At 47.5% G+C, this 16959-nt stretch carries 8 protein-coding genes and 2 pseudogenes; 6 read left to right on the forward strand and 4 right to left on the reverse strand.

What is annotated here, in order from left to right:
• Positions 1 to 35: 35 nt before the first annotated feature.
• Entirely contained in the window at positions 36 to 782 is a 747-nt protein-coding gene (locus EOO49_RS12335) for an electron transfer flavoprotein subunit beta/FixA family protein (RefSeq protein ID WP_290846104.1), read from the reverse strand.
• 445 nt (positions 783 to 1227) lie between these two features.
• Positions 1228 to 5823, reverse strand: a complete 4596-nt coding sequence (locus EOO49_RS12340; RefSeq protein ID WP_290846106.1) for a T9SS type B sorting domain-containing protein — start codon at positions 5821 to 5823, stop codon at positions 1228 to 1230.
• A 446-nt stretch (positions 5824 to 6269) separates the two neighbouring features.
• Between EOO49_RS12340 and argS (EOO49_RS19310) the strand changes: the two are divergent.
• From argS (EOO49_RS19310) to EOO49_RS12365, 6 genes and pseudogenes are all read left to right on the forward strand, one after another.
• Positions 6270 to 6914: pseudogene (argS, locus tag EOO49_RS19310) on the forward strand (arginine--tRNA ligase); the annotation flags it as partial.
• A 129-nt stretch (positions 6915 to 7043) separates the two neighbouring features.
• Positions 7044 to 8213: pseudogene (gene argS / locus EOO49_RS19315) on the forward strand (arginine--tRNA ligase); the annotation flags it as partial.
• A 52-nt stretch (positions 8214 to 8265) separates the two neighbouring features.
• On the forward strand, positions 8266 to 9750 hold the full coding sequence (locus tag EOO49_RS12350) for a hypothetical protein (RefSeq protein WP_290846110.1): 1485 nt from the start codon (positions 8266 to 8268) through the stop codon (positions 9748 to 9750).
• Entirely contained in the window at positions 9740 to 11164 is a 1425-nt protein-coding gene (locus EOO49_RS12355; protein ID WP_290846112.1) for a GDSL-type esterase/lipase family protein, read from the forward strand. Before EOO49_RS12350 ends, EOO49_RS12355 begins: the two co-directional genes overlap by 11 nt.
• Positions 11161 to 12657, forward strand: coding sequence for an MBOAT family protein (locus EOO49_RS12360; RefSeq protein WP_290846114.1), 1497 nt, complete (start codon positions 11161 to 11163; stop codon positions 12655 to 12657). Before EOO49_RS12355 ends, EOO49_RS12360 begins: the two co-directional genes overlap by 4 nt.
• A gap of 213 nt (positions 12658 to 12870) precedes the next feature.
• A complete protein-coding gene (locus EOO49_RS12365; RefSeq protein WP_290846116.1) occupies positions 12871 to 13338 on the forward strand; it encodes a hypothetical protein in 468 nt (155 codons plus the stop codon).
• A 396-nt stretch (positions 13339 to 13734) separates the two neighbouring features.
• Here the strand turns inward: EOO49_RS12365 and EOO49_RS12370 are convergent, their stop codons facing one another.
• The gene (locus tag EOO49_RS12370; protein WP_290846118.1) at positions 13735 to 16041 is read right to left on the reverse strand and encodes a TonB-dependent siderophore receptor; all 2307 of its coding nucleotides are present in this window, start codon (positions 16039 to 16041) and stop codon (positions 13735 to 13737) included.
• Positions 16034 to 16957 (reverse strand): FecR family protein, encoded by a 924-nt coding sequence (locus EOO49_RS12375; RefSeq protein ID WP_290846120.1) that lies wholly within the window; start codon positions 16955 to 16957, stop codon positions 16034 to 16036. The genes EOO49_RS12370 and EOO49_RS12375 overlap by 8 nt, the downstream gene beginning before the upstream one ends.
• Between the last annotated feature and the right edge of the window lie 2 nt (positions 16958 to 16959).

The following is a 16959-nucleotide window of genomic DNA, read 5'->3' on the forward strand; positions in this document are numbered from 1 at the left end:
CCAAAAACGACTGGGATTTGGAATTTGGATTTTCCCTATATGACCTTGGCTTCGTTGTGCAAAGCGCTGACCAACTCGTCAAGATTGTTCACGGTAAACAACTTTACCGGACCTTTTGCCGCCGGTTTTTCGAACTTCACGGCTTTGGTGTTTTGGTCGGCGGCAACGGGTTCCAAAACCTGAAGCGCTTTCGTACGAGCCGTCATGATGCCGCGCATGTTCGGGATTCTCAGGTCTTTTTCTTCGACAAGACCTTTTTGTCCGCCAACGATCAGCGGGAGCGAAGTTGACAAAGTCTCTTTTCCGCCGTCGATCTCGCGCGTCGCTTTTACGTCTGTTCCGTCAACGGTCAAGCCGATGCACGAGTTCACGAAGTTCGATCCCGTCAAGGCTGCAAGCATTCCCGGAACCATTCCGCCGTTGTAATCGAGCGATTCCTTTCCGCAGATGACCAGATCGTAACCGCCATTCTTGACGACTTCGGCCAATTGTTTCGCTACGAAAAATCCGTCAGACGGATTCGCGTTCACACGGATGGCTTCGTTTGCGCCAATCGCGAGTGCTTTTCTCAAGGTCGCTTCGGTTTCGGGACCGCCAATATTGACGACCGTTACGTTGGCACCTTGTTGTTCCTGGAACCAAACGGCGCGCGTGAGCCCGAATTCGTCATTCGGGTTGATTACGAACTGAACGCCATTGGTGTCAAATTCGGTATCTCCGTTGGTAAAGTTGATTTTTGAAGTAGTATCAGGCACGTGGCTGATGCAGACTAATATTTTCATTTTTATGATGAAGTTTTAGGAATTTTCGTCGCCGAAGGTAAGGAAGTTTTTTCAAAAATGTACTATGCATGCATAATAAATTTGCGTATTATATCGATTTCGCTGTGCGATTTTGCTATTTGGAGTGTTTTGTTCTTCATGGCTTCGGATTGCGAAATCGTCAGCTTTGGATCATTACAGAAAAAACAAACCCCGGGTGCATTACGCCCGAGGTTCTGACTAAACAAAATAAATTCTTTAACTCAATTCCTAATTTATTCTGCGGACGACGTGCGCCCCAACGTTTAGTGTATCGCTGAAAAGTGGCGTTTTAGAACATTGAAATTTTAGAGATGAAATCCGAAATAAGACTAAGTGCGGATCCCATTGTTACATCGGACGCAAAAAAAAAGAGGTTCCGTGCTCAGCGAAACCTCTTGAAACCTAATATGAGAAACTATAAAAACTATCTTTTCATAGAGAAGTGGGCGCGGAATTCCTTTTCCTGTCCGCGTTCCTGATACGAAACGGTAAACCAGTAGTCTGTCGATGGCATGAGTTTTCCGTTGTACATTCCGTCCCAACCTGTGCCGTTCGGCATGATTTGCGTGATGAGTTTTCCGTATCGGTCGAAAATATTGATCTTCGATTGCAGTTGGTCGCTCAAGTCCTTGATGTTCCAGGTGTCGTTGAAACCGTCTCCGTTTGGCGTGAAAAACTTCGGATAATTCACCACCAAAGCACTTGTCTCGGCCGTGCCGCAACCATTTTTGTCGCGAACAGTCACGATGTGCGTCCCTGAGGAAACGTTCTCAAAGACGTTGCTGTCCTGCCATCCGCCCCCGTCAAGCGAATACTCGTAATTCCCGGTTCCGGCGGCGTTCACCGTAATCGACATATTGTCGCTGAAATCCGGACTTGTCTCATAAGTCACGACCGCGGGTTCAGATCCTATTACGCTCACCGTCACAGGCATCGAAACGCAACCCGTCGCATTGCTTATCGCGATCACGGTGTAATCTCCGGGAACGATCGCGGTATAAGTGCTTCCGGTTCCGACGGTTGCTCCAAGTTCGTCCATCCATTGGAAAGTGTGGCTCGATGCGCTCAATCCGCTATGGATGATATAAGGATTCAACAAAGTCTGTGTTTCCGAATCAAAACAAACGATACCGCCTTGAGGAGTCGGTTCCGGCAACACATTGATGTGGAGCGAAATCGAACGTACGTTGAAGCAGTTCGCCGTCAAATTGTTCATGACGCGGGCGTAAACCGTAGTTTGGGTCGAAGTCGTGACAGGATTTGTTCCTGCGTTCGCGTTCGATAGTGATTCGTAATAAGTCACCGCAAATTCAGTTCCCGTCTGGCTTCCCAAAACCGTTGCGTTCAGTGTGCTTAAGTCAAAGGCGAAAATTCCGTCGTTGGTTCCGTCTTCGTCGCAAGTCGTGGCGATAGCGGCCGGAACTGCGTGTGCAATTGGCTCGGGAACGATCGTCACCTCGAATGAAGTTTCGTCAGTACAACTCGGGCTGAAAGGCGCGTGTGCAAAAATGTAGATCGTCTTGGTCTGGCTGATTTGTGTTCCGGCGTTCAAATGTGTTCCGGTGCCGTTCGGTCCGGTGTAGTATTTTCCAACGGTCAAGGCCGGAAGCGTAAAACTGTCGCAGGTTGTCACATCTGCCAGATCATCCACATTGAAAATCGTTACCTGGAACGAAACTTCATCGGTACAATTTGGTGTCGTGCCCGTTTCGGCATACACATACAAAATCTGGTTTTGCGTCAGAACGTCTCCGGCGTGCAGCAACGTTCCCGTTTTTCCAGGTCCGGTGTAGTAATCGCCCAGCGTCAAAGCCGGAAGTTGGTAAGAATTGCAGGTGTTCACGTTTGGAACCGCTGCCAATTGAGGCGACTGGTTGATCGTGATCATGAAAGCGTTCTCGTCAGTACAGTTGATGCGTTCGCCCGATTCCGTGTAGATGAACAAAGTCGTCGATTGCGTGATAAGATCTCCGGCGTGAAGCGAGTCATTTTCGCCGTTGTTGGCGTGTCCGCCCGGATTTTTGTAATAGTTTCCGATGGTAAGCGCAGGCAGGACATAACTGTCGCAGGCCGTAACGGCAGCCGGATTGTCGGCCTCGATCGAATAAATCGTGATCTGGAAACTGTTTTCTGCCGTACAGAAAGGCGCGACAGTGCTTTGTTCGAAAATGTAGATTACCTGAGATGTCGTGATGACCGTTCCCGCAGGCAAAATTTGTCCTGTTCCGTTTGGTCCGGTGTAATATTTTCCAATAGACAAAGCCGTGAGTTCATAAGAATTACAGACGTCGATATTGGAGCGCGAATCGATTGCAGGCGCCGGATTGATAGTCACCGTGAAATTGCTCTGGTTGGCGCAAGTCGGATTGAGTCTTTTGAAGATGTAGATCAGTTGGCTCGTGCCGATGAAATCTCCTGCGAAAAGTGGCGTGCCCGATCCATTTGGTCCCGTAAAATATTCTCCGTTCGTGAGCGCTGGCAAGACGAATCCGCCGCAAACTGTCTGGTTCGGGAACGAATCGACGGCCGGTTGCGAAATATCGCATGTAAACGAGCGGTTAGGATCGCAATCGCTTCCGCCCGGAACGTAAATGTAAACCGTTTGTGAAGAATTGATGAGCGTTCCCGCAGGCAGGACTGTTCCTGTTCCTCCAGGTCCGGTGTAATAATTCCCGACAGCGAGTGCAGGCAAGGCATAACCATTGCACTGTGTTACGTTAGCCGGCACAGTCACTCCGATGAAAACCGTAAAACTGGCTTCGGAAGTACAGCTGAAACTCGCGTTCCCGGTTTGGTGGAAAACGTAGAAAGTCGTGGTCGCGGTAACTTGTGTTCCGGCAGGAACCGGCGCGCCTTGTCCGTTCGGTTGCGTAAAATACTGACCTGTCGTAAGCGCTGGCAAAATGTAAGATGTACAGTCGTAAACGTTCGCGAATGTCCCAACGCTTTGCGAATCGACGATAGTCACGTCGAAATCAGTATCGATGACGCAAAACGGCTCTTCTTCGGTTTGGAAGAAATAGTAAAGCGTAGTTGATTCGGTGATTTGCGTGCCGGCAGGAATTGCGCCGCCTTGGCCGCCTGGTTGGTAGTAGTAATGTCCGTAAGTTGGCGTTCCTACGACATAGCTTCCGCAATACGTTCCGTCAGAAGGCGACATCGTAAGCGGATTGAGGACCGTCACCTGGAACTGGGTTCCGTAACCACAGTTCGGCGGACCGCCAGGCTGGTTGTATATGTACATCGTCGTGGTCTGAGTAATCGTGTCGCCCGCAAACATTGGCGTTCCAAATCCGTTCGGAGCCGTGAAATAGTTTCCGTTCGTAAGTGCAGGCAAAGTATAACTGTCGCACACCAAAACGTCTTCCATCAAATCGGCAGGCGGCAAAGGATTTACCGTTACCTGAAAAGAAGCCGTGGTGTAACAAGTCGTGTCAGATACATTCTGCACCCGGATGTAAACCGTCTGGTTGTTGTACATGATCGCAAATTGCGGATAAGGACTCGCTCCGGAGTTCGCATCGGCTTGACTGGCGTGATAAGTCACGAGGTTCAGCGCAGGCGATTGTCCGTTGAGCACGCCACTTGTCAATCCCGAAAGGTTGAAATAAGCGAAATGCTGTGTCGGTGACAATTCACAAGCGACTGGATTTTGCGGAATCGTGATTGCCGGTCCATTGGTAACTGCCAATTGGAAGAACTTCACCGTAAAACAGCCGTTCGCCGGATTGTTCACGCGGACATAGACGTTGTGGTTGCCCGGACTAGAATAAGTCGTAGGCAAAGGACTTTGGTTGTTGTTGGCGTTGTCGAGCGTTGCGTGGTAAGACAAAGTCGTTCCAGCTGGCATTCCGGCCATCATCAAAGGTGTATTCAAAGCGAGGTTCCAAGTGTAGTTGGCCGCGCCTGTGTTGCATTTGTAAAGTGTCGATGGACTCGGAGCCACGAATTCCGGATAGAATTCGATCTTAACCGAATCGGTCGTAGCCTGACATGAATTTGATATAGGCGCATAAGTCACGCTGTAAGTCGCAGGCGAAGTCACGTTGAGCGACGGACCGTTTTGTCCCGGAAGGACCGCTCCGTCTTTTTTCCAGATGAAAGTGTACTGGCTGGCGTTCAATCCTGTATTCAGGACATAAGTTTGTCCAAAGCAGATCGCGGTGTGGTTGGCGACGGTCAAATCGAGGCCAAGCACTTGTTGTCCGATGTTGAAACTGTCCGATGCGATGAAAATAGCCGAATCCGATTCCGGGTCGGTACGGTCGGCGATGACCAACTTGATGTGATAAGGCGTGTTCGGAACCAAAGTCGAGCTCGCGTTCATCAAAACCGTCTGTCCGTTGAAGTTCGTCGCCGAACCCGCAGCGGCCGATCCGCCGTTGAAACTCCCGAAATACTGGGAATTCGCCGACGGACAGGACGAGTTGTACAAAAAGTCGCGGATCGTCACAACCGAGATAGGCGAAGTCGTATTGGGAACGACGGCCAGGTTGGTCGTGACACCTGTGTTCATGTTCGTCAGTAGGAAGGCGAATGCGTCAGAGAACTGGCATTGGAAATTGCCGTATTCTTCTGAAGCGAACACAAAATCAAAATTGAACTGGGGCGAAATAGGGGTAAAATCAAATTCAAGAAGTGTGGCGTTTACCGAATTCATCGAGATTCCGGCCTGTGCCAAAGTGGCTTCAAGCGCAGGATCTCCGGGCCAGTTTGCGGCGCCGTCATTCAGTAGGCTCGTATTTGGGCCAGACGCGTGAAGCACGTTTCCGGTGCTCAGGATCACGCCCGCCTGCATAGGGAAATTCGGGTTTGAGTTCTGGAAGTAGCCGATACCGTTCGTAGACCCAAAATTGGTTCCGGTACTCCAGGTGATGTTGTTGGCTTCCACGCAAGGCGAGTTGATCAGCACATTGTTCACGAGCTGCGGCACGCTGTACGCATTCGTGTTCACAGTGATCGTCTGTGCGAAAACTGGAAGCGAAAAGACAACAGTTAAAATGAGTAAGAATTTTTTCATGACATAAAGCATTAGGGACGCTTTTTCCTTTCGTTTGTTTTGACGTGACAAATATGTGATAAAACATCGATTAAAAGCAATTAAAGTCGATGAAATACATAAAATAATTATTTTAACGGGATAAATTCTTACAAGTAGGATTTCTACGGACGTTTTTTGACCGAAATTGCCGAAGTCGCTGAAACCGTGTACTTAGCCTATTATTTTATTTTACCGACACAAAGCCGTAATTCACCGAAAAACATCCGAAAACGTTTTCACCGACGCATTTTTTCCTACACATTCCAATCCTGCCGACGCCGTGTTTTTCATCGTTTTCAGGTCAACTCATCGGATATTTCACCAAAAAGCTCACAAATCTTCGGCAAGCGCCACAACTGTTCACGCGCGGGTATTTCTGCAAGAATTATTTATCTATCTTTGCACGCCTAAAAAAATGAGTTAAAATGACACCACAGAAAATCCTTTTGCCAGCCGTGCAGAAAGCCGTAAGCGAGCTGTACCAAGTTGCCGTCGAACACTTTGAGTTCCAGGCTACGCGACGCGATTTCGAAGGTGACATCACGCTCGTGGTTTTCCCGCTTTTGAAGCACATCAAGGGAAATCCGGCGCAAATTGGCAATGCGATCGGGGAATATCTCCAGAACAATGTCGCCCAAGTCAAGGCGTTCAACGTCGTCCAGGGCTTTCTCAACCTCGTGATCGCCGACGATTTTTACACCGATTTTTTCGCACGGGTAAAAGACGATCCCAAGTTCGGATTCGTTGACGCTTCCGCAGATGGAAAAGCCGTCATGGTCGAATATTCGTCGCCTAACACGAACAAGCCGCTTCACCTCGGACACGTCAGAAACAACTTGCTTGGCTATTCCGTGGCCGAAATTCTGAAAGCCGCCGGACACAAAGTCTACAAAACCCAGATCATCAACGACCGAGGCATCCACATCTGCAAATCGATGGTCGCTTGGCAGAAATTCGGAAACGGTGAAACGCCCGAGACCGCCGGAGTGAAAGGCGATAAGCTCGTCGGGAAATATTACGTTGAATTTGAAAAGGATTTTCAATTAGAATATTCTGCTTGGCTTGAGACGCTAGATGGTAAAAAAGCCTTTCTCAAGGACAAACAAACTTCATTGGCGGAAAAGTTGGTTAATGAAGATGGAGAAGTCCATATTTTAGCCTTGGAGGATATCGATAATATAGCAAATTATGAAATCGACTTTTCCGATGAAGGCGTCTTTAAACAATTTAGATCTAACTATAAAGACACTTATTTCAACCAAGTAAGTAAGTTAGGTGCGGAGGCAAAAGAAATGCTACGCGATTGGGAAGCCGGAAAACCCGAAGTCATCGCGCTTTGGGAAAAGATGAACCAATGGGTTTACACTGGATTCGGCGAGACTTATAAGAAAATGGGCGTCGATTTCGACAAATATTACTACGAATCGAACACCTACCTTTTGGGGAAAGAAGTCGTGCAGTTCGGACTTGAAAAAGGCATTTTCGAGAAAGATCCCGACGGTTCGGTCTGGATCGATCTCACAGACGACGGACTCGATCGCAAAATCGTGCTGCGCTCTGACGGAACGGCGGTTTACATGACGCAAGACATAGGAACGGCGATCCAGAGAACCAAGGATTTCCCGGACGTTGGCGGAATGGTTTACACCGTCGGAAACGAGCAGGATTACCACTTCAAGGTGTTGTTCCTGATCCTCAAAAAACTCGGTTTCGATTGGGCGGACAATTTGTTTCACTTGTCTTACGGAATGGTCGATCTGCCATCCGGAAAGATGAAAAGCCGCGAAGGAACGGTGGTCGACGCCGACGATTTGATGGACGACATGTCGGCGACAGCCAAGACAATCTCCGAAGAACTCGGCAAACTCGACGGCTATTCGGACGAAGAAAAAGCGCGCCTGTACGACATCATAGGACTTGGCGCCCTGAAATATTACATCCTCAAGGTCGATCCGAAAAAACGCATTTTGTTCAATCCCGAAGAATCGGTCGATTTCGCGGGAAATACCGGCCCGTTCATCCAATACACTTACGCGAGGATCCGTTCGATCCTGAGAAAGGCCGACTTCGATTTTTCTTCGGAAATAAAAGGGTACGACTTGCACGAAAAGGAGAAAGAGCTGTTGAAAATGGTGGCGACTTTCCCGTCGGTTATCCAGGATGCGGCCAACAATCACAGTCCGGCTTTGGTCGCGAATTTCACTTACGATCTCGTCAAGGAATACAATTCGTTCTACCAAACCGTCCCGATTTTGGGCGCTGAGGTCGAGTCTGAAAAAATCTTCCGCACGCAACTTTCCAAAAAGGTCGCGGATATCGTCGAGGCGAGTTTCGGATTGCTTGGGATTTCGGTCCCGGAACGCATGTAACCAATTGATAATGCGTAATTAATAATGAATAGTTAATAATTAATAATTGGTTGTGGAGAATCCCAAATCCTATTTTTTCTCGTCGTTTCTGATCGTACTGCTTTCGGCGGTTTTCTTTTTGGGGATAAAGAGAGTGCTTCCGAACAAGATTTTTTCCGACAAAGCCGGAACGACCAAAAACGTGCTGATCGATTCGATGCTGATCGACGCCTTCGAGGCCGAAAAGAAACAAGCGGTCCTTGATTCGGCCAACGGAATCGACGGAAAAGCCGAAGCCGGGGAAGGCATGCCAAACCAGCCCGTGGTCTATTATCCGACAGACGGCATCCAATTTCCCGAGGAAACGTTCGAGAAATACAAAGGCGACCAATACCTGATTCCGTTTTACGAGAAATTGTACCAACTTGAAACGACTGGAAAAGGCAATGTTCGCATCGCTTATTTTGGCGATTCGATGACTGACGGCGACATGATCGTTCAGGATTTCCGAACCAATATGCAGGAACAATTCGGTGGGCGAGGCGTCGGATTCGTTTCGATCACATCAGAATCTGCGGCTTCGCGAAATTCCATCAAGCACGAATATGGCGGCAACTGGAAAATGCAGTCGTACCTGAACACGAAATGGCCAAAGCGTTCGTTCGGCGTGAACGGACACGTGTTTTTCGCCAATGATACGACCAAGACCGAATGGGTGAAATTCTCGTCGGGCAAAGGAAAATTCAATCAGGAATTGGACAATCCGACAGTTTTCTTCGGAAGTTCGAACAATAAAAAAGGGATCGTCTACTATATTTCTGGCAAGGACACGATCCGCAAGAAAATGAGCACAGGCGCGACTTTGAACACGATCCAACTCGCTAACGGATCGATGAAAAGCATAAAAGTCAATTTCGCCAAAGCCGATTCGATTCCGGTTTACGGACTCAATTTCGACGACGGAAAAGGCGTGCATGTCGACAATTTCTCGCAAAGAGGAAATTCGGGAATCCCGATTTCGAAGTTCAATCCGGGTTTGATGAACGCTTTCCAGGAAAAACTCGGCTACGACCTGATCATTTTGCATTACGGGACAAACGTGTTGAACTACGGAACGCTCGACTACAAATGGTACGAGCGCGCCATGACCAGAACGGTCGAGAAAATCCACGAATGTTTTCCCGGCGCGGCTGTCCTGATCATTTCAACTGCCGACAAATCGACGAAATATGAAATGGAAATGAAGACAGATTCTGCCGTCGTTCCGCTTTCGAAAGCCCAAAAACGCTATGCCTTGAACACACATTCGGGCTTCGTCAACCTGTTTGAGTTGATGGGCGGAAAAAATTCCATGGTCAAATGGGTCGAAGAAGAACCGCAATTGGCCGGAAAAGACTACACGCACCCGAATTTTAAAGGCGCAAAACGTTTCGCTACGTTAATCTACGGACAAATGAAAAGCGGTTACGACCAATACAAAAGACTCAAAGCGAGCAAGAAACCGTCGGCGGCGGTCGATACTTTAAACAGAAAAAATGACTCTCTCGATGCGCGCTAGTTTATTGATTATCATTTCGTTGTTCTCGATTTCGGCTTTTGCGCAAGTCAAAGATTCTGTCAAGGTCGAAACCGATTCGGCTTTAGTGGAACTCGACACGACCGAAGTCCCGATTCCCGATAACCATTTCGAGAATACGAACGCGATCACGACATTTTACCGCAAGTTGGCCGATCTCGAAACCAATAAAAAGCGCAAAATCAACATCGTCATGATAGGCGATTCGCACATTCAGGCCGATTTGTTTTCGCACCGCACGCGACTCGACCTGCAAGCGGCTTTCGGCAACGGCGGACGCGGTTTCGTGTTCCCGCACAGGCTGGCCGGCACGAACGGCTCGTCTGACTACAAATTCACTTCGAACGCGAACTGGAAAGGCTGGCGCAACATCAATTCGGTGAATCCCGATTATCCGATCGGTCTCAGCGGAATCGGTCTGATCACGAATGCCAAGGATTTCGCGATCGAGTTCGATGCCAAAACACCTGATAACGAATTCAACCTGATTCGCGTAATCACACCGCAAAATCGTCCGTTGTTCGACGTGGCCACGGCCAAGAAAACGATCGTGATGGAATCTGAAATTCCGAAGAAAATCACGCACAAGATCAAAAACGGCGAGGTTTTGGGCTCGATCGCCGACAAATACAACGTGTCGATTTCGGCTATCAAGAAAGCCAACGGCATGAAGAACGACAGGATTCGCGCGGGAAAAACGCTCAAGATTCCGACAAACGAGAAACAGCCCAAGAAAATCTATCGCTCCGAGTTTATTCCGTTGCAAATGCAGGAAGACGAGGTTTCCCACTATTACAGATCTGAAAATCCGCTTGGCGAAATTTATCTGATTCCATCTGAAGGCGCGTTCGACGTGGCTTTGAGTGGTGTCGTGATCGAGAATAACCTGCCAGGAATCGTCTTTCATTCGATTGGCGTGAACGGCGCGAAATTCTCCGATTACAGCAAATATCCCGCGTTTTTTGAGGAATTGAGAACGCTTGCGCCAGATTTGGTGATCTTGACACTTGGCACGAACGAATCTTTCGACAAGATGTCCGGAGACGACTACATCGGCCAAATGGACAAATTCATCGCGAGCGTCAAAAAGAGCAATCCAACTGCCGACATCTTGGTTTTGACGCCACCGCCATCTTTGTTCAGAAGACGTTATCCGAATACGTTCGCGGCCGATTATGCCCAAAAAATCATAAATGGCGCGAACTCCAAAAATTACGCAGTCTGGGATTTGTATTCCCAACTTGGCGGACTTTACGGCGTCGGAAGAAACGCGAAAAAAGGAATTATCGGCGGCGACCGCGTGCATTATACGCACGAAGGTTATGCGAAAATGGGAAGTTTGTTTTCCGAAGCGATCCTAAAAGGGTTCAAGGATTTTAAAAAGGCGGCGAAATGATGAGTCTGATGGAAATCCAGCAATGGTTTTTGGACAACTGGGAAAGTTGGTTCCTGTTCAACAAAAAAGAACCGATTTTGTTCAACACGCCTTTATTTTTGGGCATGTTCCTTATTTTTTATCCGATTTACACGCTGACGTTGAAGTCGAAAACACATGCGTTGCGCAACCTTTACGTGTTCGCTTTCTCACTGTTTTTCTACTACAAATCGAGTGGCGTTTACTTTTGTTTGCTACTGATTTCGGGCGTTACGGATTACAATCTCGCGAAATTGCTCTATCAGGAAACCCAACAGGCTTACCGCAAATTCTATCTGGTTTTGTCGGTCGTGCTCAACTTGGCTTTTCTTGGCTATTTCAAGTACACGAATTTCCTGATCGACAACTATAACGGCATTTTTAGCGGAAACATCGCTTTCCACGACATTATTTTGCCGGTCGGAATCTCGTTCTACACTTTCCAGTCGATGAGTTACATTATCGACATTTATCGAAAGGAATTGCAACCGACCAAGAACATCCTCGACTACATGTTTTTCGTGTCGTTCTTTCCGCAATTGGTCGCCGGCCCGATTGTTCGCGCCTCTGAATTCCTGCCTCAGATCTACAAGAAAATCACGCTTTCGAGAGAAGAAGTCAATTATGCTTTGTTCTTGATAATTGGCGGATTGCTCAAGAAGACCGTCATTTCCGATTACATTTCCATCAACTTCGTCGACCGCGTTTTCGACCAACCGAACCTTTACACGCCGTTCGAAAACCTCATGGCGTCTTACGGCTACACGATCCAGATTTACTGCGACTTTTCGGGTTATTCCGATATGGCGATCGGGATCGCGATGTTGATGGGTTTCAGGCTTTCGACCAACTTCCGAACACCTTACAAATCAGCTTCCGTAACCGAATTCTGGCGACGTTGGCACATCTCGCTCTCGACGTGGCTTCGCGATTACCTGTACATTTCCCTTGGCGGAAACCGGAAAGGCAAATTCCGCACGTATCTGAACCTTTTCCTGACGATGCTACTCGGCGGACTTTGGCACGGAGCGTCGTGGAAGTTCGTGATTTGGGGCTGTCTCCACGGACTGGCACTCGTCGTTGAACGCCTTTTCAAAGGCCGACTGAACCTTCCTAAGAACTTTTTCGTACACGCGATCCAAGTCGTCCTCACGTTCCATTTCGTGGTTTTCTGTTGGATTTTCTTCCGCGCCAAAGATTTCGCGACGGCTTTCGAGGTGATCAAGAACATCGGTCTGGTACGCTTCAATCCAAACGACTGGCTTACGATATTGTCGGGTTACAGAAATGTTTTTATCGTGATGGCGATCGGTTATCTGTGGCATTTCCTTCCTTCTCGATGGATCGACTTCCTCAAATCGGCTTTCGACAAAATGCCGATTATAGGAAAAGCTTTTGTGCTCGCGCTCACTTATTGGGTCGTTTACGCGACGGCCACAAGCGGTCCGCAGCCGTTCATTTACTTCCAGTTCTAAAAAAATTCCGAATACATATAGAAGAGCTTTCAAGTTGGAAGCTCTTTTTTATTTGACTGAATTTGAATGGATTATGCAGATTTCTCGACTGTTTGAGCCTGTTGTCGCATTTCGCAACAATCCCTAAAATTTTGCCAAAACGTCACTTCGGATACACTTTTACTTTGAAAACGCCCGTTGTTTAGACAGGATTAACCTAAAAAACACAACACAATGAAAAAAGGAATCTTTTCCATGCTTGCGGCGGCTTTGGTATTCGCGAGTTGCTCGGACGACGACAGCGGAAACAACAGCAACGGAACGATCACGGCCCAAGCACTGACTAACACGGTAACAAACGGAAGCTGGCGCGTCACGCAATTCACCGAAGACGGCATCGACGAAACGTCAGATTTCACGGGTTACAATTTCACATTCAACCCGAACAACACCGTTACTGCCACGAACGGTACGAACGAATACCAAGGCGTTTGGACAGTAACAGCTGACGACGACGACGATGATGACAATCCGAACAACAATCCTGATTTCAATTTGGCTTTCGGTTCGCCCGACAGTTTTTCTGAACTCACCGAAGATTGGGATCCGATTGAACGCACGGGCAACAAAGTGCGTTTGCGTCACACAAGCGGAGGCGACGGCAGCACCGATTACCTCACTTTTGAACGAAATACCAATTGATTTTGGAATGCTCTCTGAATGAAAAACCAGTCTTGAAGGCTGGTTTTTTTATGTCCGACGCTAATCTCAAGTGATTGTGAATTATGTCGTTGGTCGATTTATTAACAGTTAATTCTTATAATTTTCTTAATCATTTTTGCGAACGGATTTTTAAGTCGCATCTTTGATTCAGTTAGTTAAGTAAATTTCATTACAGGAAGCCTTTCGGAAACGGAGGGCTTTTTTGTTTCGTTACTCAGACCGTTTTCATATTTGATTTTTAGTGGAATCTGCGGGACTAGATTTTAAAGGCCACGAATACACGAATTTTTGTCATTCGTGTATTCGTGGCCAAATAAGCCGGAAAGAAAACCAAGAATATTTGTTACAGATTTCAGATGATGGGCAATCCAAAAATCAAAAAGTCACCTTCAAACTCAAGTTAGGAGTGCGCCCCAAAGAATAAGTATTGACACGCTCGACGGAATTCGAATCATTCAAGCGATAATACCGATTGATGATATTCCTATTGTCGAACAAGTTCAAAACCGAAACACCCAAATTCAACTGCGCTTTTCGCGACAACTTCCAAAAGTAGCTCGCCGAAAAATTCGCCTGGAAGTAATCGCTCAAATTCCCGTTGTTGGGATCGTTGTACCCAATTTCCCCGTAATTCGGGATCGACTGGCCAACCAAAGGCGTCGTCTGCGGTTTTCCCGTGTACCAACGCGCGCCAAGAGAAGCTTTCAGCCGATTTCCCTCATAACTGAAAGCGCCCGTAAAAGCGTGAACGATTTCGAAATTGTTGGGGAAATTCTGAGGATTGAGTCCGTCGAAAGTATATTCGTTTCGGTTGAAACTGTAAGCGACCCAAGTTCGGAAGTAACTCGCGAAAGACTTTTGGACGAGCAATTCGGCTCCCAAAACCTCATAATTTCCGTTTACGCGCACGAATTCCAATTGGTTCTGGAACGATTGGCTCGCACTCGGGATTCCTTTCACCTCTTTATAGAAAGCGTCCAAAGTCAAAAGCCAGCCTGATTTGGCGTAAGTCGCGCCGACGGAAGTCTGCAAGCTTTCCTGGATTGGAATGTCGCGGTCATTCGAAGCTGTCCAACGACGTTTTTCGAGTCCGAGGAAATCCTGTTGCAAATCGATGATTTGCGAGGAAGTCTGGCTTTTGGTCTCGAGAAGTGCTTCCAACCGGAACGCGTCTGAGACTTTATAGCTCGATTGCAAGCGCGGTTCGATGCGGATTTTGCCGAACCTGTCGAAATAATTGAATCGGAATCCGGGCTGGATCGCGAATTTCCCGTCAAGCGATTTCCATCCGATCTGCCCGACCAAAGCGTGATTCCTCAAAACCGTCTTGGCCTTGCGGTCGTATTCCGGATTGTTGATGTTGTCGTAGTTCGAAATCCCGGTTTCGTTATATTGGTAACCATTTTCCAAGGTCAGATTTTCGGATAATTTATGGATGTTCCGAAGTTTCAAACCCGTATCGAGAACCTTGTTTTGCTGATCCAATTGTTGATTGTTCGCAACCGATCTGTTCGTGGCTTCAAGGTCGTAACTCGAAAAATAAGCCGAAACCGAAGTCTCGTTCCTGTCGTTCCAGCGTGTATTCCAATCAACCGACGCTCCAAAATTGCGCTGGTCGAGACTGCTGTTCTTGGAAGTGATCGCGCCCGAATCGTCCATCGTCTGCGTGACATCCAACGCATTGGACATCCCGATTCCCGAAATGGAAAGATGGTTTTTGGTCCCGATTTGCTGGTCGTAGCGCAACGAGAAATCGTAAAAGCGGAAGTTTTTGTCAGCGCTGTATTTTACGGTTTCATTGTTTTGTAGATCAGTGACTTGTGTGTTTTGGAAAATCCTGTCGGAATAATTCTCATACGTGGGCGAATCGAACCAATCGGTAAGCGAGCGCCTGCCCGAAACCGTAATCCCCGATTTTTTCCCGAGCTTGAATTCGGCAAAAACTTCCGAAGAAATCAAGTTCGTGGCAAAACCGGCACGCGTCGAATCGGGCGTTTTGGTTGCGATGTTCACCGTACTCGAAACGCCTTCGCCAAAAAACGACGGCGTCCCATTTTTGTAAATGTCGATTTGTTGCGGCAATTGCGGACTGAAAGCCGAAACGAGTCCGAAAAAATGTCCGGTCTGGAACATTCTGATGCCGTTCCAGTTGAACAAATTCTGGTCGTGCGTTCCACCTCTGACGTTGATGTTCGAGATGGTTTCGTCCACGCTCAAAACGCCCGGAAGTTGTTGCAAAGTCTGCAAGACCTCGGCTTCTATCAAACCCGGAAGGAGCCCGAATTTTTGTGTCGAGATGCGAACCGAAGCATCGGAATTTTTCGTGATGCCGCGTGCCAAATAGTTTTTGATTACAACTTCTTTCAAGGTTTCGGATAGCGTGTCCATCAAAACCGTGGCCGTTTCATAAGGTTTGAGGATCGTGATTCGCGAAGTGTCAGAAAACGAGAAAGTCAGCCCAGTGAGCTGACGGATGTAATCGAGTTTGTTGGACAATATTTCGTTTGGAGGCGGAGGCACGATCTTGAACGGTTCGACATCGGCATCCAGAAAGATAAAACTTACATCGTGCTGTTTTTCAATCGATTGCAGTATGGCGCGCAAGACGACGGGCTTTTCTTTTTGGGCAAAAAGGCCGACGGAAAAAAGCAATAGCAGCAGTGTGGCAAAAATTCTAGTCATCGGCAGACAAAATCACGACGTTGTTTTCTGTTTTGGCCTGCAATTTATAAAGCTTGCAAAGGCTTTCGATTGATTCATCGAGGTTTTTTCCAGAAAAACGTCCGGTTACGGTTTGGTCGATTTTGGTTTTAAGTTCGATATTTATGTTGAAATGACGTTCAAATTCCTGCAAAACTTCTTCAAGCGAAGCCGATTCGAATTTGAGCTCGCCATTCGTCCAAGCCGGTTTTTTGTCTGATAAAGCCGCGATTTTCGGTACTTTTCCGTTCTCGAAAACTAACTGTTGGCCAGGCGTCAGGAATTGTGACTTCCCGTTTGCCGAAACCTTGACTTTTCCTTCGTAACACTCGACTTCGAACCTTTGTTCGCGCGCTTTCACATTGAATTGCGTTCCCACGACAGTCACGGTTCCCAAATTGGTTTTCACGTCGAATTTTTTGCCTTTGGCGACTTTGAAGAACGCTTCGCCTTTGAGCGTCAATTGTCTGTGTTCTTCCCAAGTTGATTCTGAAAATGCGATTTCCGAACCCGAATTGAGTGCAACTTCAGATTGGTCTGGAAGTGTGGCCAATGCCAGTTCTCCATTTGAAGCCAAGACTTTCGACACCTCTGAACTCGGTTTGAGCGCAAAGAACAATCCGACGGAAATCAGCAAAACGGCGGCGACCCGAAACCAATTCTTATTGTACAAAGACACGACTTTGGGTTGTGCAACCTTTTTTTCACCCGAAAGAATTTTCGACAACATTGCGTTTTGGTCAAAATCAGATGTGCGGAAATCCTTGCTCGCTTGGGCAATTTTTTCGAAATCGTCGAACTCTGGCGAATTTTGAAAAGACGCGAGTTCGTTTTCGTTCATTTCCCCGGCGAGCCATTTGGCCAAATCGTGTTTTTCGTCTGTTTCCCTATTTTCCATTT

Source organism: Flavobacterium sp. (assembly GCF_004295795.1).
GTDB lineage: Bacteria > Bacteroidota > Bacteroidia > Flavobacteriales > Flavobacteriaceae > Flavobacterium.